The organism is Oligoflexus tunisiensis (genome assembly GCF_001748245.1).
GTDB lineage: Bacteria > Bdellovibrionota_B > Oligoflexia > Oligoflexales > Oligoflexaceae > Oligoflexus > Oligoflexus tunisiensis.
This window is the reverse complement of record NZ_BDFO01000001.1, coordinates 5,180,598-5,200,070: the sequence shown is the minus strand read 5'-3', so window position 1 is coordinate 5,200,070 and position 19,473 is coordinate 5,180,598. Positions and strand designations below refer to the sequence as shown.

General features: G+C 54.8%; 17 protein-coding genes. 9 read left to right on the top strand and 8 right to left on the bottom strand.

Annotation, left to right across the window (positions count from 1 at the left end; all coding sequences use genetic code 11):
• Positions 1-130 precede the first annotated feature (130 nt).
• From OLTU_RS21420 to OLTU_RS21405, 4 genes are all read left to right on the top strand, one after another.
• Complete coding sequence (locus OLTU_RS21420) at positions 131-3,316, top strand: response regulator (protein WP_141734791.1); 3,186 nt, start codon at positions 131-133, stop codon at positions 3,314-3,316.
• A gap of 3 nt (positions 3,317-3,319) precedes the next feature.
• Positions 3,320-4,168, top strand: coding sequence for a CheR family methyltransferase (locus OLTU_RS21415; protein WP_141734790.1), 849 nt, complete (start codon positions 3,320-3,322; stop codon positions 4,166-4,168).
• Complete coding sequence (locus OLTU_RS21410) at positions 4,147-6,096, top strand: hybrid sensor histidine kinase/response regulator (protein WP_141734789.1); 1,950 nt, start codon at positions 4,147-4,149, stop codon at positions 6,094-6,096. Before OLTU_RS21415 ends, OLTU_RS21410 begins: the two co-directional genes overlap by 22 nt.
• A 391-nt stretch (positions 6,097-6,487) precedes the next feature.
• The gene (locus tag OLTU_RS21405) at positions 6,488-7,804 is read left to right on the top strand and encodes a sensor histidine kinase (protein WP_141734788.1); all 1,317 of its coding nucleotides are present in this window, start codon (positions 6,488-6,490) and stop codon (positions 7,802-7,804) included.
• Positions 7,805-7,806: 2 nt separating this feature from the next.
• Here OLTU_RS21405 and OLTU_RS21400 read toward each other — a convergent pair whose 3' ends face one another.
• Positions 7,807-8,355 (bottom strand): ferritin-like domain-containing protein, encoded by a 549-nt coding sequence (locus tag OLTU_RS21400; RefSeq protein ID WP_141734787.1) that lies wholly within the window; start codon positions 8,353-8,355, stop codon positions 7,807-7,809.
• Between OLTU_RS21400 and OLTU_RS32450 the strand changes: the two genes are divergently transcribed.
• Entirely contained in the window at positions 8,354-8,704 is a 351-nt protein-coding gene (locus tag OLTU_RS32450; RefSeq protein WP_218110176.1) for a hypothetical protein, read from the top strand. The genes OLTU_RS21400 and OLTU_RS32450 overlap by 2 nt on opposite strands.
• Before the next feature lie 15 nt (positions 8,705-8,719).
• On the opposite strand, the gene OLTU_RS21395 is transcribed toward OLTU_RS32450, so the two are convergent.
• Both OLTU_RS21395 and OLTU_RS21390 read right to left on the bottom strand, forming a co-directional pair.
• Positions 8,720-10,066 carry a class II 3-deoxy-7-phosphoheptulonate synthase gene (locus tag OLTU_RS21395; RefSeq protein ID WP_141734786.1) on the bottom strand — a complete coding sequence of 449 codons (1,347 nt, stop codon included), beginning with the start codon at positions 10,064-10,066 and terminating at the stop codon, positions 8,720-8,722.
• Positions 10,067-10,156: 90 nt separating this feature from the next.
• Positions 10,157-10,579 (bottom strand): SufE family protein, encoded by a 423-nt coding sequence (locus tag OLTU_RS21390; RefSeq protein WP_141734785.1) that lies wholly within the window; start codon positions 10,577-10,579, stop codon positions 10,157-10,159.
• 204 nt (positions 10,580-10,783) lie between these two features.
• Between OLTU_RS21390 and OLTU_RS21385 the strand changes: the two genes are divergently transcribed.
• Complete coding sequence (locus tag OLTU_RS21385; protein WP_141734784.1) at positions 10,784-11,770, top strand: fibrinogen-like YCDxxxxGGGW domain-containing protein; 987 nt, start codon at positions 10,784-10,786, stop codon at positions 11,768-11,770.
• A gap of 71 nt (positions 11,771-11,841) precedes the next feature.
• The gene (locus tag OLTU_RS21380; protein WP_141734783.1) at positions 11,842-12,204 is read left to right on the top strand and encodes an SDR family NAD(P)-dependent oxidoreductase; all 363 of its coding nucleotides are present in this window, start codon (positions 11,842-11,844) and stop codon (positions 12,202-12,204) included.
• Between the two features lie 2 nt (positions 12,205-12,206).
• On the opposite strand, the gene OLTU_RS21375 is transcribed toward OLTU_RS21380, so the two are convergent.
• Both OLTU_RS21375 and OLTU_RS21370 read right to left on the bottom strand, forming a co-directional pair.
• Positions 12,207-12,407, bottom strand: a complete 201-nt coding sequence (locus tag OLTU_RS21375; protein WP_141734782.1) for a hypothetical protein — start codon at positions 12,405-12,407, stop codon at positions 12,207-12,209.
• A gap of 12 nt (positions 12,408-12,419) precedes the next feature.
• Complete coding sequence (locus OLTU_RS21370) at positions 12,420-13,019, bottom strand: HdeD family acid-resistance protein (protein WP_176736831.1); 600 nt, start codon at positions 13,017-13,019, stop codon at positions 12,420-12,422.
• Positions 13,020-13,247: 228 nt separating this feature from the next.
• Between OLTU_RS21370 and OLTU_RS21365 the strand changes: the two genes are divergently transcribed.
• Together OLTU_RS21365 and OLTU_RS21360 are read left to right on the top strand one after the other, a co-directional pair.
• On the top strand, positions 13,248-14,204 hold the full coding sequence (locus OLTU_RS21365) for a hypothetical protein (RefSeq protein WP_141734780.1): 957 nt from the start codon (positions 13,248-13,250) through the stop codon (positions 14,202-14,204).
• A gap of 81 nt (positions 14,205-14,285) precedes the next feature.
• Positions 14,286-15,080 (top strand): YecA family protein, encoded by a 795-nt coding sequence (locus tag OLTU_RS21360; protein ID WP_141734779.1) that lies wholly within the window; start codon positions 14,286-14,288, stop codon positions 15,078-15,080.
• Positions 15,081-15,119: 39 nt separating this feature from the next.
• Here the strand turns inward: OLTU_RS21360 and OLTU_RS21355 are convergent, their stop codons facing one another.
• From OLTU_RS21355 to OLTU_RS21345, 3 genes are all read right to left on the bottom strand, one after another.
• Positions 15,120-16,163 (bottom strand): NAD(P)-dependent alcohol dehydrogenase, encoded by a 1,044-nt coding sequence (locus OLTU_RS21355; protein WP_141734778.1) that lies wholly within the window; start codon positions 16,161-16,163, stop codon positions 15,120-15,122.
• Between the two features lie 145 nt (positions 16,164-16,308).
• A complete protein-coding gene (locus tag OLTU_RS21350) occupies positions 16,309-17,298 on the bottom strand; it encodes a BMP family ABC transporter substrate-binding protein (protein WP_218110175.1) in 990 nt (329 codons plus the stop codon).
• Between the two features lie 126 nt (positions 17,299-17,424).
• A complete protein-coding gene (locus OLTU_RS21345; RefSeq protein ID WP_141734776.1) occupies positions 17,425-19,452 on the bottom strand; it encodes a TonB-dependent receptor plug domain-containing protein in 2,028 nt (675 codons plus the stop codon).
• Positions 19,453-19,473 lie beyond the last annotated feature (21 nt).

Genomic DNA, 19,473 nt, shown 5'->3' with positions numbered 1-19,473 from the left:
GGATTTAGACTGCACCGTTATTTTTTTGCGCCAGAAACAATGGGTTTTAGGGCGAATCATTTGACATCCCTGCAGATAGTTGCTAATGGCCTGATAGACTTGGTGATCTTTGGTCCAGGAGTCAGGAAACGTGTTTGAAAATCAATCGGCAGCACGGCAACGCTGGGTCATGGTGAGCCTGATCCTGGCGGCGTCCATCATATTCGCTTTTGATTCGCGAGCCACCTTGGGAATTGCCGTTTGGATTCCTTACATTGCTGTGGTTGCGCTTTCGCTTTATTCAGGCCGCGTGCATTTTCCGCTCTATTTGGCTGGTTTATCCACGCTCGCGATCATTGGTGGCTTTTTCAAATCCGCAGACCAGGATTTGCCCCTCACTGTGGTCATACTCAATCGCGGCTTTGGAGTCGTCACCACCTGGCTTGTCGCCCTGGTGGTACAACGCTTTATTTTGGCGCAAAAGGCCTTGTCGGAACAGCAAAGGGCCACGGACATCGCGCATGCGCTTCTGAAAAAGCAGGATTGGGTGAACCAAGGGAGCGCGCGAATCAGCGAAGCCATTCGCGGCGATCTTCCCGTGGATCAGCTGGCTCAAGTCTTTTTGCGGACGGTCGCCACTTATGTGAATGCCACGCTGGGTTCGTTCTATCTGAGTCAACTGAATGGCGAACTGGAACGGGCCGCTGCCTATGCCTATACCCCTGGCCCTGATGCCAAACGCGTTTATCACCTGCATGAAGGGCTCATTGGTGAGGCCGCAGCCAGTCATAAGGTAATCGAGCTGAAGCATCCACCGGCCTCTTATATTCAGGTGGAATCCTCGCTCGGGCGTGTGACCCCTGCGCATCTTGTGATCGTGCCCCTGATTTTCAACGATCATATCATCGGCGTTCTGGAGCTTGGCAAATTAAGTGAATTTGATGACGACGCGATGCATCTTCTGCAATACGTCTGCGAATATGCCGCCATTCGCATCAATGCCACCTTCAAACGCATCCGTCTGCAGGAACTCCTCCTGCAAACGCAAAAGCAGGCCGAGGAACTCCAGGCGCAGCAGGAGGAACTCCATTCCACCAACGAGGAATTGAGTCAGCAGGCTCAGGCTCTCATGCAAGCCCAGGCTCAGCTTGAAATGCAGCAGACAACGCTGGAAGAAAACAATGCCGAGCTGGAACAGCAGCAGTCTCACCTGGAAGAACAGAAAAAACAGCTGGAACTTTTCAACCGGCATCTGCGGGAAGCCAAGCTTACGGCCGAGGAGAAAGCACGCGAACTGGAAACAGCCAGCCGCTACAAATCCGAATTTCTGGCGAATATGTCGCATGAACTGCGGACCCCTTTGAACAGTATTCTCCTGCTCGGGCAGATGCTGGAACGCAACAAGGTCGGGAATCTGACCACGGAACAGGTGGAGTTTGCCCGCATGATTCATGCCGCGGGCGAGGACCTTTTGAATCTGATCAACGATGTTCTGGATCTGGCCCGGGTTGAGGCCGGCAAGCTTGAACTGCAGCGCAGTGAACTGTTTATTTCCAGTCTGAAGAAAAATATCGAACGCAGTTTTCAAAGCCTGGCTCAGAACAAAGGCATCAACCTGTCCTGTACGCTCGAGGCATCCTCTCCCGATATGATTATGACGGATGCGCAGCGCGTGGAGCAGATCATCAAGAATTTCGTCTCGAATGCCATCAAGTTCACGGAGAGGGGATCCGTTCGCGTGCGTATGAGCGCACCGGGCCCCGAGTATCCAGACTATGCCCTGGCCATTGAAGTGAAGGACACCGGCATCGGCATCCCGGCCGATAAGTTTGAAGTGATCTTCGAGGCCTTCCGCCAGGTCGATGGCGGCATCGGTCGTCGCTACGGTGGAACCGGGCTCGGCCTGTCGATTTCCCGGGAGCTGGCCAATCTCCTGCATGGACGCATCCTGGTGCAAAGTGAAGTCGATGTCGGCAGCACCTTTACGCTGCTGCTGCCTCAGGAGCTGCCGGAATCCGCAGCGACCGAGCCCAAGGCACCTGTGGAGACGCAAGCGCCCGCGCCTCAAGCTCCCCAGGCTCCCCAGCAGCCCAAGGTTCCGCTGCATTCCCGCCAGGAATTCCGCGATGATCGTGAGCAGCTGAGCGCCGAGGATCAAAAGATTCTCGTGATCGACGACGACCCCAACTTTGCCCAGATGCTCCGCGAACTGGTGCAGGAACGCGGTTTTAAATGCCTGCTGAGCGAAAGCGGCGAACGTGGGATCAGCGATGCCTTCACTTACCTGCCGGATGGCATCGTGCTCGACCTCGGACTGCCCGACATCGGCGGGATGGAAGTCCTGGAGAAACTCAAATCCAATCCGCAGACCCGGCCCATCCCGGTCCACGTGATCTCGGGTTCGGATTACAGTCGCAATGCCCTTTATCTAGGCGCCATCGGTTATCTTATGAAGCCGGTCAGCCTCGACGATGTGCAGAGCGCCTTGCAAAGAATCGAAGGCCTCAGCGAAAAGGCGGTGAAGAATATTCTGATCGTCGAAGATGATTCGATTCAGCTGGAGGCCATGACCCAGCTCATTCAGGGTTCGGATCAGGTGAACATCACCGGGGTCCTCAGTGGCAAGGCGGCCATGGACGAGCTGCGCCGCCAGACGTTTGATTGCATGGTGCTCGACCTGAAACTGCCGGACATGAGCGGATTGGAACTGCTCGAAACCATGAGCCAGGAGGAAGGTCTGGGGCATCCGCCGGTCATCGTTTATACCGGGCAAAGGCTGTCCCGTGATGAAGAGCAGCGCATTCGCCGTTATGCGGAAGCGATCGTGGTCAAAGGCGCACGTTCCATGGAACGACTCCTGGATGAAACCACTCTCTTCCTGCATCGCATCGAGGACAACCTGCCGGTTCGTTCGCAGGCCCTGCTTCGCGAGGCCCGCCTGGTCGAACGTTCCTTTTCTGATGCCCGCATCCTGCTCGTGGATGATGATATGCGCAACCTCTTTGCGCTGGTCCACGTCCTTGAGGATCGTGGCGCCGCGGTGCTGACCGCGCGGAATGGTCAGGAGGCCCTCGATGTGCTGGACAAGGATCCGTCCATCAATCTGGTCCTCATGGACGTGATGATGCCTGTCATGGATGGCCTCGAAGCGATGCAGAGAATTCGTGAGAATAAGATATTCAAGCATCTGCCAATCATCGCCCTGACCGCCAAAGCCATGAAAGGCGATCAGGAGAAGTGCCTGGCCGCAGGTGCGAATGATTATTTGGCCAAACCCGTGGATATGGAACGGTTGATCTCCTTGATTCGCGTTTGGCTCGCCCCACAGGGATTTTGAAGCATGAGGTTTGATTTAGCCCTGGACCCCAAGGATCTGCAGGGGCTGGTGGACAGCATTCATCAGCTCCATGGCTACGATTTTCGTGGCTACACGCCCCATTCCCTGCAGCGACGCTTTCAGTTTGTGATGCGACGCTGGGGCATCCCTACGTTTGCCACCTTGCGGGATCGGATTCTGCATGAGACAGGCTTCTTTCATGAAATCCTGGGGCATCTGACCGTGACCACCAGCGAGATGTTTCGCGATCCGGATTTTTATCGGGCTCTGGTTCAGGAGGTGCTGCCGCGCCTGGCCACCTATCCTTCGCCCAAGATCTGGCATGCGGGCTGTTCCTCGGGCGAGGAGGTGTATTCCCTCGCCATCCTATTGCGTGAGGCCAACCTCCTGCAGAACACCATCATCTATGCGACCGATATCAATCCCACCGCTCTCGGCAAGGCCAGGGCTGGGGTTTATCCCACTGCGACGATACAAAAGGCGACGGAAAACTATCGCCTGATTCATCCCGATGGCGACTTTGCCCGCCACTACGTTGCGAACTATGGCATGGCCGCCATCGATCGCCGCTTGCGGGATCATATCGTTTTCGCGGAACATAACCTGGTGACAGATAGCGTGTTTTCGGAAACTCAGTTGGTCCTGTGCCGCAATGTGTTGATTTATTTCGATGTTGCTTTGCGCGAGCGCGTGCTCAAACTTTTTGACGAGAGCCTTTGTCATCGAGGTTTTTTGGCCATAGGCATGAAGGAAAGCCTGCAATTTTCCTTATTGGGCCCCGCCTACGTTGAAGTTGTTGCACAAAGCCGCATTTATCAGAAGAGGATTTCATGCAGCCAGCAAAAATATTAATTGTGGATGATCGCAAGGAAAACCTGCTTTTGATGACCCGCATCGTGGCTGAGCTCGGCGAAGAAATCTATCAGGCCTCGTCCGGAGCGGAAGCGCTGAGTCTGTCGCTGGATCACGAATTCGCTGTCATCCTGCTCGACGTGCAGATGCCGGATATGGATGGCTTTGAAACCAGTGCCCTGTTGCGCGGTCGCTCCCGCAGCCGCACGACGCCGATCATTTTCGTCACCGCAGCTGCGCACAGTCCCCATTTGATGTTCAAAGGTTATGAGTCCGGAGCGGTGGACTTTCTTTATAAGCCGATCGACAGCTTCGTCCTGCTCAGCAAGGTTCGAATTTTTGTGGAGGCTTACAAGAGCCGGCTGATGCTGCGTGAAAGCGAGGAAAAATATCGCGTGCTCGCGGAAGTCAGCCCGCATATCGTCTGGACTGCCGATCCCGAAGGAACCATCACCTATCTCAGTTCCCGCTGGCTGGCCTATGGCCATGATAATCTCGACGATTTGCAGGACAACTGGCTGACGGCCATTCATCCCGATGAGCAGGAGCGTTATCAGACGGAATGGAAACGCGCGCGGGCCACCGGCGAGAATTTTGAAGCGGAGTTGCGCCTGTTGCGGCGTACCGATCGCACCTGGCGCTGGCATCTTTTGCGCGGGCAGTCTTTGATGGATGCCCAGGGTGCCATCAGCAAATGGATTGGTGGCGCGACCGACATCGACGATCAAAAGCGGGCCGAAGAGGCCTCACGACAGGCACAGATTCTGGCTGATGAAGCCAACAAGGCGAAAAGTGCGTTTCTGGCCAATATGAGCCATGAGATTCGCACACCCCTTGGCGCCATCCTCGGTTTCAGTGAGCTGCTCAAGGATCCCGATCGCAGTGGTCTGGCGCCTGATCAATGCATCGAAGCCATTCAGCGCAACGGTGAACTCCTTGCGCGTCTCATCGATGACATTCTCGATTTGAGCAAGGTGGAAGCCGGCAAGCTCGAAACGGAGAAGGTGCGTGTGAGCCTTGTCGATCTGATCCAGGAATCCCTGATCGGTCTCAAGTTGAAGGCGGATGAGAAAGGCCTCGACCTGGAGTTGAAACTGGTCGAAACCCTGCCGAAGCTGGTGCTGACCGATCCATTGCGCCTTCGGCAGATCCTGCTCAATATCATCGGCAATGCTTTGAAGTTCACAGCCCATGGCCGGGTTGAGGTGCAGGTGGAGTGTGAAAATCTGGATAAGGACAAGGCGAAACTTGGGATTCTGGTGCAGGACACCGGCGAAGGCATGACGCCCGAGCAGGCCGCCAAACTCTTCAAACCTTTTACGCAGTCGGATACCTCGATGACGAGGCGCTACGGAGGCACCGGATTGGGACTGGCTCTTTCCAGGCAGCTCGCCCGCGCGATGGGAGGCGATCTGCATCTGGTGACCACGGCTCCCGGTGAAGGCAGTACCTTCCGCATTGAAATTCTGGTGGGCCTGCCCTTGACGGCGGAAGTCGCGGTCCCCGCTTCAACCCCAGCGCGAGTCGAAAGGGCCAGCACCAATCGTCCGCGTTTGCATGGCATTCGCGTCCTGGTGGTCGATGATTCCGCCGACAATCAATTGATGATGAGCCGGTTTCTGGAAGGCGCCGGGGCCTCGGTATCGCTGGCCAGTGATGGTGAGGAAGGCGTTCAAAAAGCGCTCGCGGAAGACTTCGATGTGGTGCTGATGGACGTGCAGATGCCGCGCCTGGATGGTTATGCGGCGACCGCGCGCCTCAGGGAAAAAGGCTATCGCAAACCCATAGCGGCGCTGACCGCGCATGCCTTTCCCGAGGAAAAAAATCGCTGCCTGGCTGTAGGTTACACGGCGCATCTCAGCAAGCCTGTAAATCCGCATCTGCTGTTTGAGCAGGTGGCCTATCTCGCCCAAAAACAGAACGGCTGATGCCAGCATCAGCCGTCCGCAACTATTTCCCGTTAAATTCTGTCACTATCTTCACGATCGCAGCGCGCAATCGAAAAAACCAAGGGTGAACAAAGTCAGAAGGAACCTGAATTTCCTTCTGACCCAATCGATCTTGCCTTGTGTCCAGACCAACCCAAAACAGGGAAGCCGGCGGGACATTTTTGATAATATTGATAATGAAAATCATTTGCAACATTAAAAATTACCCGCCCTCTTATTGTGAATTTATTAAATAATTCCTTATATTTACGCGCGAGGATCCGCGGATTGCTTTTATTGGACATTAGCAGTAAAGAAGCGGGAACCGGAAAAGGACCCGAGGGTGAGGACTGTTCAGGCCATACTTAGTCAAATTGACTTTTCCCATTTCATGCTGCATCGCAAGCTGCTGGAGGTTCCGCCCGGCGATCGCTTCCGGGCCCGCATGCTGGTTGGATTGTGTACGGTCTGCATGGTCTTTGTTCCCTGCATTTATCTCTACATGTTTCCGCGCTATAGCGGCACGATTATCCGGCACAGCCTGGGCTTTGCCCTTCTTTTCTTCGGTTCCGTCGCCGCGCTGATCATCCTGCGCTCGATCGGTTCCTTTGCCCTGGCCGCGCTCGTTTTCCTTTTCTGTCCTTTGCTGGCTCTCACGCTCTTCGCCTGGACGGAACAGGTGGCGATCTCGGGTACCTACTTCTGGTATGCCGGCCTCGGACTTTTTGGTCTTTATATTCTCGGTTTGCCCCTGGGAATCTACTGGTGCGGCTTCGTCCTCCTGGTCCAGATGTCCCTGATTCAAATGCTCAAGGATCGCGCGGGCATGGTCCCGGTGGGCATGACGCGCGAGGATTTTGTCGATGTTTTTTGGGGTGATGTGCTGGGCGTGACGCTCGGCATATGGACCATCGCCGCGCTCTATGAAATGCAGCGCACGCGTTTTGAACGGGATCTGCAGCTGGCTCAGGCTGAAATCCTCCGCCATCGCGAAAAGCTGATGCAGGATGCACGTCTCACGGAACTCGGGCAAATGGCCGGTGGCGTGGCCCACGAAATCAATAATCCCCTGGCGATCGTTCACGGTTATACGATTCGATTGAAACGCGATCTCGAGCGAACCCAAGGTCTTACGGACGAGCAGAAGGCCATCTTCAGCAGCATCGAGCGGAGCTGTCTTCGTATCTCAACCATTTCCCGAGCTTTGCTTTCGTATGCGCATGAAGGTTCCTATGAGCAGGATGTTGTCTTCACGCTGCACAAACTTCAGGAGGAATGTCTGGAGCTTTGTCAGGAACGCATGCACAATCGCGATATTGAGCTTCATGTCGCGTGTTCCGATCCGGAACAAAAGATTAGCGGCAAATATGTGAAACTTTTGCAGATCATCGTCAACCTGCTGAATAACGCCATCGATGCCGTGGCCAACTGTCCGGAACGATGGATACACCTCGAGCTTGTTTTGCAACCCCAGCATCTGGATGTGGCCGTGACGGACAGCGGGGCTGGCATCCCGGAACATCTCCGGGATCGCATCCGATCGCCTTTCTTTACCACGAAACCGATCGGCAAGGGCACGGGGCTCGGGCTCAGCATTGTGGATGGGATTATCCGGGACGTGAACGGGATGTTCCAGCTGGATAGCAAGGCTCCGCATACGCGCTTTGTGGTGCAGTTTCCTGTCACGATCGTCCGTGCGGAGCCCTGACGTCAGTTCAGATTTTCGCGCGGGTCAAAAGCGGCGAGCAAATCAGCAAGCTCATCCGCATGCTCCTCTTCCACCGCAAGGATCGATTCCAGGATACGGCGGGTGGTGGGGTCGGATGGGCCGATGAAACGAATCGCTGCACTGTAGGCATCCACGGCAATACGTTCCGCAATCAGGTTCTCCTTGATCATATCGACAAGGCTATTGCACTCCGTGTACTGCGTGTGGGCACGGCGCCTGAAACTGTCCGGATCAAGGTCAGGCTTCCCACCCAGCTGTTTGATGCGATCGGCCAGTTCATTGGCATGCCCTTCTTCCTGCTGAGCATGCTCGAAAAAGTGCCTGGCAATTGGTTCAGCATGAAGACCTTGCGCGGATTTGGCATGCTGAGTGTAGCGCAGAACGCAGATCCATTCGGTGGCCAGGGCACTGTCCAATATTTTCAAAATGGCATTGCGATCGGCCTGGTAGTTGGCGGTGACCGCGCCTTTTTCCATTTGGTCGCGTGCGGCCTTTCGAATCTGCTCAATATCCAAAATAAAATCACTCATGCTGCTTCTCCTTAGGCAAGTGTTCGGCTTATCCTACTTACAAACCGCGTGCCAAACGCAAGGGAATGCGGCCACGTCTGTCGCTGTTTTGTATCAAAACCGCTGTCGGCGCGTGGCTACAGGCTTGTTCGGCACAACCTTTGCTTTTATGAGAAAGCGAGTCCAACCTTTCAAGGACGAGAGGGCAGCAGTGATCATGGGAAGCACAATTCGTTACACCCTGGAAATGATGTTAGCCGCGATACTGACATTGGCGGCCATGATGTCCATAGCTGTGTTGGTAACAATTGTGGTTCTGTTGTCGGGGGCTGCCTTGATAACAATGGCCGTCATGTCCATGGCAGGTTAAGGCGGGGGCCCCTTGTCAAGCCTGCCCCAGCATGCGGGAAATCAAAAAAGCCATCTCCAGACTTTGCGAATAATTCAAACGAGGGTCACAGTAGGTTTCATAATTCTGATCCAGCTGATCCGCGGTAATTCCAGTCGCACCGCCAATGCATTCTGTTACGTCCTGACCCGTCAGCTCAAAGTGAATGCCGCCCAGCGGATTGCCCAGCTGCTGATGCACTTCAAAGCTTTCCTGCACTTCAGACAGAATGGCGTCGAAATCCCGGGTTTTGATGCCGCCCTGGGTTTTGATGCCGTTGCCATGCATGGGATCCACGCTCCACACCACGGGAATTTTTGCTCCGCGTACGGCTTGAATCAGCGAAGGCAGGTGCTGTTTGACCTTGCCTTCGCCATAGCGGGAAATCAGCGTGATCTTGCCTTCCTCATTCCTGGGATTGAGGGTGCGGCAGATTTCTATAATTTCCTTGGGATCGGATGAGGGCCCCACTTTCAAACCGATGGGGTTGGCGATCCCGCGAAAATATTCAATATGGGCTCCATCCAGCTGCCGCGTGCGGTCGCCGATCCAGAGCATGTGTGCGCCCAGGTTGTACCAATGGTTTTGCTCGGGCGCGAAGGTGGTAAGCGCCTCCTCCAAGGGAAGCAGCAGCCCTTCATGCGACGTATAAAATTCCACCGAACGCAGACTTTCTTCGCGATTGCCGAGCGCCTCCATGAAGACGATTGCGTCGCGAATATTGGCGACGATGCGTTCGTACTCCTGGCGCTGCGGAACCTTTTGCATAAAGGTCAGGTCCCAATTCTGCGGCTGATGCAAATCGGCAAAGCCACCCTTGGTCAAAGCGCGGACATAGTTGAGCGTGCTGGCGGCCAGAAGATAGGCACGCTTGATACGATGCGGATCCGGTTTCCGGGCTTCCAGAGTCGCTTCAAAGGAATTGATGATATCGCCGCGATAGACAGGAATTTCCTGACCATTCACGACTTCCGTATCCTGCGAACGAGGCTTGGCATACTGACCCGCAATCCGACCGATGCGAACCACGGGCTTGCGCAGGCCATAGCAAAGGACCACCGACATCTGCAGCAGGATCTTCAACTTGCTGGTGATCGCATCCTTGTTGCAGTCCTGAAAGCGCTCCGCGCAGTCGCCTCCTTGCAGAACAAAAACCTCACCGCGACCGGCGGCCGCCAGATACTGCTTCAGCCGATCGACCTCGCCGACAAAAATCAGCGGAGGCAGCTTGCGCACTTCCCCCAGTACCTCACTCAGCAAGGATGGGTTATCGTATTGTGGCTGTTGCTTGATCGGTCGCGCCCGCCACGAATCGGGGTTCCATTGGTCTGCTTGGCTCTGCATACGGGTCCTGCCTGTCTGTTCACGGTCTTGCAGTCTAGCCGAGGCTGTGGGGAAGTCCAATCATTTGCTGGGCCATCGAGGACAAAAAAGTCAGGCTGGACTGCTCATTCTATCAGCATAGGTCTGGATCATCGCCAGGACATTCCGCAGTCCGTTGCGACGATTCATGGACAGAAGCTCGGTGATGCCGGCTTCCGCCAAAAAATCCGGAGCGAGACTCTGAATTTCCTGTGGGGTGCTGTCATTATAGACCTGGAGCAGCAAGGCGATGATGCCTTTCACGATCATGGCTTCAGAATCAGCCATGAAACGGAGACGTTCCCCCTGGATTTGTGGCACCAGCCAGGCGCGGGAAATACAGCCCTTCACCAGAAACGGGTCGATTTTCAGTTCCGCCGGTAAGTTCGGCATATTCTTGCCATATTCAATGATGGCCTTGAGCCGCTCATCTTTATCTGAAATGCCCTTGAGTTCCGCCATAATGCGGTCCTTGCGGGTCATGATCGTTTCCATAAAAATTCCTCCCGTCTCGCGGACTTGCTGCGGTCGACCCTAAGCTATACAGAAGACCGAAACCCACTGCAAGCCACCGCCGAAGGCTTCCTGTTTTTGGGATAAATCCCAATGGCTTGGCCTTTCCTCTCAAGACGAGGGGAAAAAAGACCGATCCTGATAACTGGACCAAAGGACATTTTGGGGCAATAGAGGGGGCTAAACGTGGGTATTTATATGAAATCCGTGCTTGCCACGGTGACCGCGGCATTCGCTGTGGCCGGCTGTAAAGCCGGACAAGGGCCTATAGCACCGGAAGAACAGACAAAATTTTATGATGGCAGCGCGGACGCAACTTCCGGCCCAACCCTGCCGATAGGATCCATCGAAGGACAGGATATTGTTATCGGCAACAGCCCAGGGGAGACTCCCAATGACAGCCCTCAAAATAATGTTCCGCCCGGAAGTGATCAGCAAACTCCCCCAGCGGATGGTACAGCTGGTTCTGGTGCCGCAGCTCCCACGCCGACGCCAACTCCGACCCCTCCGCCAGCGCCTTTTTACCCGACATCTTGCGCGGAGATTAAGAAGGCGAAACCGGATGCGGTCAGCGGGACGTTCAAGATTTATCTAAACGCAGCTCTCGAAACCCGGGTCGCCATCGACGCATCATGTGACATGACCGAAGATGGCGGCGGCTGGACCTTGCTGCTCAATTATTCACATAAAGCCGACACCAATCCACCGCTGCTGCTCCACACCACGGATCTGCCTCTGCTGGCTGGTGACACGCTCGGCACGGATGAGTCCGCGCTCACCAAAAATTGGGGTCATGCAAGCAATGCCATGCTTTCCAATTTCGTGGTGAAGGAGCTGCGCTTTTACTGTCGTTCGTCCGAGAACCCGCGCGTCATCCACTTTAAAACCCAGGATCCGAGCTGCATCGCAGCCGCGCGAACGGGAGTCGGCGATTGCGAGGATATCAACCCAGGTTTTGTGAAACTCACGGGACATACCGGAATTCTGCCGGCTGGCATGGATCAGGGGCGTATCGATGCAGGCGATCTGGCCCTGACGTTTGATCCCTTCAGTCAGGATAATGGCAACCAGGATACTACCTGGAGCGTAAAATCCAACGACGATTCCTGGGAATGCGATTTCGGTTCGAATGACTTTGAGGACGACACCATTCATCGCGTATGGTTCCGCTGAAAACATCTTCCATCGGGCTTGGCATGTAATCTGCAAAATCCTCCTCGACGCATGGGAGAGGAGGACTATTCATGCAAAGCCCATTCGATGAAAAACACCAACACGGAAAACTGCAAGGCAAGATCGTACTCATCACCGGCGATGACCTGGATAAGAGTCGCGATGTCGCGATGTTTTTTGCCAGGGAAGGTGCTGATATTATTATCAACTACAAACCCCAGGAACAGAAAGAAGCGGTCGACACCGTTCGCTACATTCGTGCCGAAGGTTGCCGCTGCTTTATGGTGCCTGGGAATTTGAAGGATACTGCTGCAAGTAAAGGGTTGATCGAAAAATCACTGAAGCCCTTTGGGCGAATTGATATTTTGATCAACAATCAGGTGCAAAGCGCGACTCCTCCTCTCGAGACAGGAGAGCAAGGAGTGCGCGGCTAGACTCAGGTGGCATGCCCTTGGATCAGGGCCTGGATGGTACCACAGGCAATCTGATCTGCATGCACCCTATCCCTGCCGAGAGTTTCATCCTGCGCGGTCTCTGGAGTCATGCCTTGTGCGGCAGCAGGTTGTGCCGAAGCCCCTCCCACGCGCGACGGATAGAGCAAACAGATCAAGCCGATCACCAATTTCAGAGTCAGCATACCGTCCTCCTTTCACGCGGGATAGTAAGGATGCCGGATCTGCAAATGCACTTTTTTCACATCAAACACCCGATAGAAGCGTTTGAGCCGGAAGCCTTCCATCATCATCATAAGACCCAGGAAGACCGCATAATAACCGATCATCGAGGCGATGCCCACATAGGCCACCGCTGGAAAAAAGGTGAAGGTGAAACCGAGGGCCATGGCTCCGAGTCCTGCCAGTCCGAAGAGAAAGGAGCCAGGAACGCAGCTGGCTTTGCTGCAGCGGAACGCGATGCCCAGTTTCAAAATACCTGTGGTTATGCCCCAGGCACCGACCACAGCCATAAGCATAAGTACGCTCATGTCGGGAATAATGCAGGCCGCGATTGCCGCCACGACACCGGTAATGCCTTCAAAGACCACAGTCCAGGACCAGCGCTCGTCCGTTCGCCTGGCAAAGAGGGTCAGCAGGGCGAAGATTCCATCGGAAAACATGAAGCCGGAAAACAGAAGAACCATCGAGGTCAACGTGGGATTGTCCATGGTCAGAGCACCGAGACCAAATACCAGAGCAATCAAACCACGCAGTGACCATAACCACCAATTCCTGTCAAAGTATTCAATCATCATAACAACTCTCCCTGTTGAAAAATCCAACCTCAAGGATTGCAAATCCAAGGCCACATTCGTCCTTTTGGGTAATGCTGCGGACCTGTCGAAAACCTCGACATTTCCAGGGGTTTTGTCAGATTTTGGCCGCAGGCAGGCTGAACAAATCAAGGGCTTAGCGCTGGTATAAGCATTGCTCATGGTCAGGGGAAAAGCCATGCCAGCCCTCACTGTGGAAGGAAAGCAGCTGTGAAAACGAGTGCCACTCTATTCATCAGTCTTATGTTCTGGACGGCCTGCTCCGCGCAACCCTCCTATCGCGCGCAAAGGACGACACGCACGGTCGCGGACACCACCGTGGACCAGGCGGCAAAGGAAGACAGAACGACCAGCATGGGTTCAGAAAAGGACCAGGAGCCCGCACCAACGCAGGCCCCGGAAACCAAGCCCGAGACGCCTGCAGCTCCTGCTGTGCGCAGTTCTCAAGGCAGCGGTGGCGGAACGGGAATGCTCGAAGTGCCGTTCACTGATTCCACCGGTCTGGCCAGCAGCTATAAAATCAACGCGCCGGCCGATGTTGGACAAAAGATTTACGGCTTTCATATTCACCTGCATGGTGATGGCGGCGGCGGGTATACCGATTTCCCTAACAAGGAAGCGCGCTATGATCTGATCGGCGTTACAGTGAAGGCGCCGAATCCCAACCTGCAGTGGGGCCGGGCCCAAGGGCGCGCCCATGCACGCTATGTGAATGAGCTGATTCAAAACGAACTCGTTAAAAAATATAATGTGAACCTCGATCGCATTTATTTCTCCGGTGTTTCCGGTGGCGCCTATTTCCTGACGGGATCGCTCCTGCCGGAATTCGGTCAGAATTATAATTCCGCAGCTCTGATTCTGTGCGGTGGCGAAGCGCCGCGCGTGGCCTTTACCGATCCCAACATGCTGAGCAAGTTCCGGGTTCACATCGAAGTCACGGCGGGCGAGCGTCCGGATATCCTGACCAGCATTCAAAGGTCAGTGACAGGCTATAAGACTGCCATGGACGCTGCCGGCATCCCTGCGGATCAGCAAAGCAAACTCCACACGATCAACATTCAAGGTGACGGTGGTCACTGCGTGTTCGATGGTGCGGCTCAGGGGTCCTACACCACAGGGATTCAGCTGGCCATCGACACCAAGTTCAAAATGATTTTGCCGCCCTGATAAAGAGGGCGCATGCTCCCGAAAAAGGCTGGCCTCCTGGTGAAATAGTCATTATGGTGGGCCTTTGGTCGGGAGGGTATCATGAAAGCAGGACGTAATGACCCATGCCCATGTGGCAGTGGTGAAAAGTATAAGAAATGTTGTCTGGTTCAGGAATCGGCAGCACGCTCCGATGAAGTTTTGTTTCGGGAAGCTGAAGCCGCTTTGATGGAACGCATGCTGCCTTTTGCGGAAGAGGCCTTTGGTGAAAGCGCGATCGAACAGGCCTGGGTTCTCTTCCTTGATGAGATGACCGAGGTTACATTTGATCCTGAGGATCCTCTCAATCTTCTCTTTATCCCCTGGTTCCTTTTCAATTGGGTGATCGAAACTCCGGAAGATAAACCGGCGTCCCAGGCGCCGCTGAATCAAACCGTGGCTGAAGCGTTTTTGCAAACCGAAGAGCTCAGCGCCCTGGAACGGGATATCATTCGTGCCTCCAACCGTCGTCCTCTCAGCTTCTTTGAAGTGATGGAAGTGACCTCAGGACAGTCTTTGAAACTTCATGATCTCATGCAGGATCAAGCTCTCGCCGTGGAAGAGGATACGGCCTCGCAGACCCTCAAGCCGGGTGAAATCATCGTCGGTTCGATCATGCTGCCGATCAACGGTCGGGTGCGTCCCTTGACCATCGGGCCTTTCGCGCTGCCTGAGCGCTGCAAGGAGGACGTGATCGACCTCCGCACTGAAATTCTGGAAAAGACCGAAGCTAGCGGGATTGATGAAAAACTCCTGCATCAGGAGGAGGCGTTCACCATTGGGCTTTATCTGGATCTTCTGGATGAAGTGCTGGAAGAGTCCTACGAGGATGATGAGGAGGAGGATGAGGAGCGGTGAGCCCCTCATTCCGTCACCGGAGTGGCAAATTCCCTTCCCTCATAGGGCCGACATGTCGATCACGAAGCGGTAGCGGACATCACTTTTGCCAACGCGGTCGTAAGCCTGGTTTATCTGCTCGGGGGTGATCAGCTCGATGTCGGACGCAATGTTGTGCTTTGCGCAGAAATCGAGCATGTCCTGCGTTTCCTTGATCGAACCGATCAAGGAGCCGGCATAGCTGCGGCGCATGGCGACCAGAGGATAGGGATGGATGGCGAGAGGTTTGTCGGGAATACCGACGACCACCAGAGCGCCATCGAGCTTCAAGAGTCCAAAGTAATCGCTCATCTTGATTTCGGCAGACACGGTATTGATAATAAGATCGAAAGTGCTGGCGTACTCCTGGAAAACGCTCGTGTTATGGGTGACCAGAAATTGATGGGCGCCCATCCTCATGGCATCGTCCCGCTTTTTCTCGGAGTGGCTCAGGACCGTGACATGAGCGCCCAGCGCCGCCGCTATTTTAACTCCCATATGCCCCAGGCCGCCTAATCCCATGATCCCAACTTTCTTCCCAGGCCCTGCCTTCCAGTGCATGAGGGGGGAATAGAGCGTGATGCCGGCGCACAGCAGGGGAGCGGCTTGATCCAGAGGCAGCGAGGCGGGCATGCGCAGGACATAATTCTCATCGGCAACGATGACATTCGAATAGCCGCCGAACGTGGGCGTTTTTCCGTCGCGTTCGTAGCCGTTGTAGGTGACCGTGGGGCCTTTGAGGCAATACTGTTCAAGGTTCTGTTCGCAGTGGGCGCAGTGTCGGCAGGAGTCCACGATGCAGCCGATGCCGACGCGATCGCCCGCCTTGTGCTTCGTGACCTTGGGCCCTATGGCTCGAACGATTCCCACGATCTCATGGCCTGGAACCATGGGAAAGATGGCCCCGCCCCATTCGTCGCGGGCCTGATGAATATCGGAGTGGCAAATTCCACAGAACTTGATGTCGATAACGACGTCATGATCCCGCGGATCACGACGTTCGAAAGTGAAGGGTGCGAGCGCTTGTGTAGGAGAATAGGCAGCAACGCCTTTGGCTTGAATCATGATCGTGTCCTTATGAAGCGTTGGAAAAGGAACCCTCGTACGCTGGATATTACGCGCACGATCCGTTCAGGGAAATCCTTGAGTGCTTCATAACATTACGATCCGGTCATGAACATATGGGTGATTTTAGGCTGGTGCCGGACACTTATTCTGGGACAGCAACCTCCTTGCACACCACATCTGGATGAGCTCCGTTATCGCCATTCGCCTCGACGCCGGTCGCGATGAATCCAGCCGCCATCTCCGACTGCATGGAGGCGACCGCGCTCCTGGCTTCATGAGAAACCCGTGTCGAATGAAAGCCACTTAAGGAAACGCCATCATTCGGCAGATCAAAGATAAGGTTGCCCGGCTCGAAGTTCTCATCAATCGCCTTCTGAATCGCCTTATAGACAGCCACATCGATTCTCTTCGTGGCACTGGCCAGGAGGTTGATCGAGCTGGGTTCCGCCCCACCTTTGAAGGTGGTATGGTACTCATCCATGTCAACGCCGATTACTCCAATCCCCTGACCGGCCGCTTCCAGAATGCCTCCCGATCCGGTTGCTCCTCCGGCTCCAAATAAGACATCGGCGCCATGCAGAGCGATCAGGCTGCGGGCCTCTTCCGCACCCGTCGCGGGAGCCCCGAACGACATAACATACGAGCAGTTGACAGCACAGTCAGGACAGGATCGTTTGGCTCCGTTGACGAATCCATGGACGAAGCGTTTCACGGGCGGAATGGAAAGCCCGCCTACGACGGCAACGGATTTATTCTCAGACACTTGTCCAGCCAGAGCTCCAGCCAAAAAACCTGCCTGGTCCTCGGCAAAGCCGAGCCCGATCAAATTTCCAACCGTCTCTTCAAAGGTCACGTCCACAATCGCGAACTTGATGTCCGGATTCCGCAGGGCCATTTCCTTCGTAACATCCGTCATGAGGAACCCGACCGTTACGATCAGATCATAGTCAGAGTCTATGAAGGACTGAATATTGTGCTCAATGGCATCGGTGGACTCCGGCACGCGATAGTCGAACTGAAGCCCGAAGTCTTTCGCAGCCTGCACGCCCCCTTCATAGGCGATCTGATTGAACGTTCCATCGGTAATTTTCCCGCCGTCCGTCACCAGTCCCACCTTGAGACCTGAATTCATGGAACCGTCGGGGTATTTTTCGTCGCAAGCGAAAGCGAAAAGCATTGCGGCTGAGAGAGCGAACTTATGCATGCGCATCGACTCCATGACGAAAGAAAACGGAGAAAGGCAACCCGGCTGAGTTTTCTAGAACGAGGTGGCGAATTCATAGATGACTTCGCGCCGTTCCCCGGAGTAAAGGCTGTCGATGTCACCGCGAATGTATTCAGGGACCGCGACCTTCGCATCAGTCGCGTTCTTGACTTGTACAGAGTGCGAACCGAAGGCGCTGCGATAGGCCAGGGCGCTGTCCAAAGTGCCCATGGGGCTGATCTTATCCGTCGGGCTGCCCCGCTCTCCGCGGTAATTGGCGGTCGCCGATACGGACCAGACCTCGATGCCTTTCGACAAGGAAAGGGACGAGCTGACCTCGGGGACGAATCTGTAATTCCATTTGTCGCCCACCTTATCGCCCTCATCGCCTTTGATCGAGGAAATGGTCCAGAAAGCGTCAATGACGTTCGGGTTCTGATACTTGGCTTCCAACTCGATGCCCTGGGCTTTGAATTTCTCGCTGTTGGCAAAGGTCAGGGAGAGGTCACTGGCGATGTCCGGATTCCGCAACACACGGGTAATCTTGTCGTCATACTCAGCCGCGAAGTAGGTGACCTGAAAAAACAGGGAGTCCGTCGGAGCCAGGAGGTAGGCCAGTTCAAAGCTATCACTCGACTCGGGTTCGAGCTGGTCGTTGCCGAAGATTTCGTTGGTCGCGGCGGAATCCTTATAATAAAGTTCAAATAGCGAAGGTGCGCGGTAGGACTGGCCATAGACGAGCTTCAGGCTGGATTTTTCGGCGATATTGTAGACGAACGTGCCCCTGAACGAAGTGTTCTGATCATAGGCATCATTCTTCGTGAGGCGTGCCCCGAACAGCAATCGGAACGGCCACTTGCTCTCGGTCTTTTCACCATGAAAGCCCATCTGAACGAACCCTGACCGCTCGCTGATGCTGCGGCCTGACATCTCGTTGTCCTGGAATACTTTCTGGTCGAGGGGATCGAAAAGTTCAAAGCGCTGGCTCGTCCGTTTTTCGATATCGAAACCCGTCTCAAGGTCGAGCGAGGGCGTAATATTCAGGTTCCACTGCGTGCGACTGAGCATGCGGTCGCCCTGCAGGCGACCTTTGACCCGATTGTCCTCTTTCCGGGAAAATTCCCTGCTGTTGGAGTCATAGACCAGAGAAACCTTCAGCGACGAATCGCCGATAGGGCGCTGAAAGCTATAGTTGGCCATCTTGCCGAAGACTTCATAGGGATTGCCGGCCCCCTGGCTGCGGATCGGACGGGCGCCCAGAAAGCTCAGATTGTTGCGGTAGGTATTGATGAATAAGGAATGCTTGCCATAGGATGCATCATAGTTCACTTTTCCCGTCAGGTTCGACTTCTCCTGAAAGTCCTTGAAGAAAAGGTAATCGCCGTTCTCATCACGGAAGTACCCTTCCTCTCCCTTGTTGTTTTTACCGGGGTACTTCGAGCCTGATTGAGTTTCACTGCTCCCTGCGACGAAAAACTGCACGTTGCCTTCGGAATGCATGACATGCCCGCCGGCACCGAGGAGGCCACTGAGGAATCCGGCTCCTGTCCGAAACTCCCGGAGGGTCTCCTTCTCACCCTCTTTTTCCGGGCGCCGGAGAACCAGATTGATCGCTCCCGAGTAGGCGTTGGTACCGTAGAGAACCGAGGCAGGTCCCTTCAGGACTTCGATTCGTTCCAAATCATTAATATTGACCCTCTCGATCTCTCCATGGCCCGTGACCGAGTTCCAGGTCGGGACGCCATCGATCAGGACGAGCAGGCGGTTCACGTAGTTATCCTGCAGGATGCCGCGAATGGATGGTATATTCTGGGCAAAGAACGTTCGACTTACGTCCACGCCGGCCAGGGTTTTGATCGCCTCGGAAACGGATCGGAAATGCAGCTTCTTGATCGTCTTCCGATCGATCACCGACACCGACGACGGCGTATTGAAAATGGTCTCGGGATTGGACGAGGATACATCCACTTTCAAGCTGAGAAGATCGGCCAGAGACAGGTCTTCCTCAGCCGCGAGCAATTCGCCGCTCCACTCCAGTGTTGAGAGGGAAATGAGCAGAAAGAGAAGATTTTTCTTCGTCATTTGGCGTTGCCCCAAAGGTCT

Coding starts and splice junctions, on each gene's coding strand:
- OLTU_RS21415 (WP_141734790.1), top strand. CDS start 3,320: ATGAGGTTTGATTTAGCCCTGGACCCCAAGGATCTGCAGGGGCTGGTG.
- OLTU_RS21410 (WP_141734789.1), top strand. CDS start 4,147: ATGCAGCCAGCAAAAATATTAATTGTGGATGATCGCAAGGAAAACCTG.
- OLTU_RS21405 (WP_141734788.1), top strand. CDS start 6,488: ATGCTGCATCGCAAGCTGCTGGAGGTTCCGCCCGGCGATCGCTTCCGG.
- OLTU_RS32450 (WP_218110176.1), top strand. CDS start 8,354: ATGCTGCTTCTCCTTAGGCAAGTGTTCGGCTTATCCTACTTACAAACC.
- OLTU_RS21400 (WP_141734787.1), bottom strand. CDS start 8,355: ATGAGTGATTTTATTTTGGATATTGAGCAGATTCGAAAGGCCGCACGC.
- OLTU_RS21395 (WP_141734786.1), bottom strand. CDS start 10,066: ATGCAGAGCCAAGCAGACCAATGGAACCCCGATTCGTGGCGGGCGCGA.
- OLTU_RS21390 (WP_141734785.1), bottom strand. CDS start 10,579: ATGGAAACGATCATGACCCGCAAGGACCGCATTATGGCGGAACTCAAG.
- OLTU_RS21380 (WP_141734783.1), top strand. CDS start 11,842: ATGCAAAGCCCATTCGATGAAAAACACCAACACGGAAAACTGCAAGGC.
- OLTU_RS21375 (WP_141734782.1), bottom strand. CDS start 12,407: ATGCTGACTCTGAAATTGGTGATCGGCTTGATCTGTTTGCTCTATCCG.
- OLTU_RS21370 (WP_176736831.1), bottom strand. CDS start 13,019: ATGATGATTGAATACTTTGACAGGAATTGGTGGTTATGGTCACTGCGT.
- OLTU_RS21360 (WP_141734779.1), top strand. CDS start 14,286: ATGAAAGCAGGACGTAATGACCCATGCCCATGTGGCAGTGGTGAAAAG.
- OLTU_RS21355 (WP_141734778.1), bottom strand. CDS start 16,163: ATGATTCAAGCCAAAGGCGTTGCTGCCTATTCTCCTACACAAGCGCTC.
- OLTU_RS21350 (WP_218110175.1), bottom strand. CDS start 17,298: ATGAATTCAGGTCTCAAGGTGGGACTGGTGACGGACGGCGGGAAAATT.
- OLTU_RS21345 (WP_141734776.1), bottom strand. CDS start 19,452: ATGACGAAGAAAAATCTTCTCTTTCTGCTCATTTCCCTCTCAACACTG.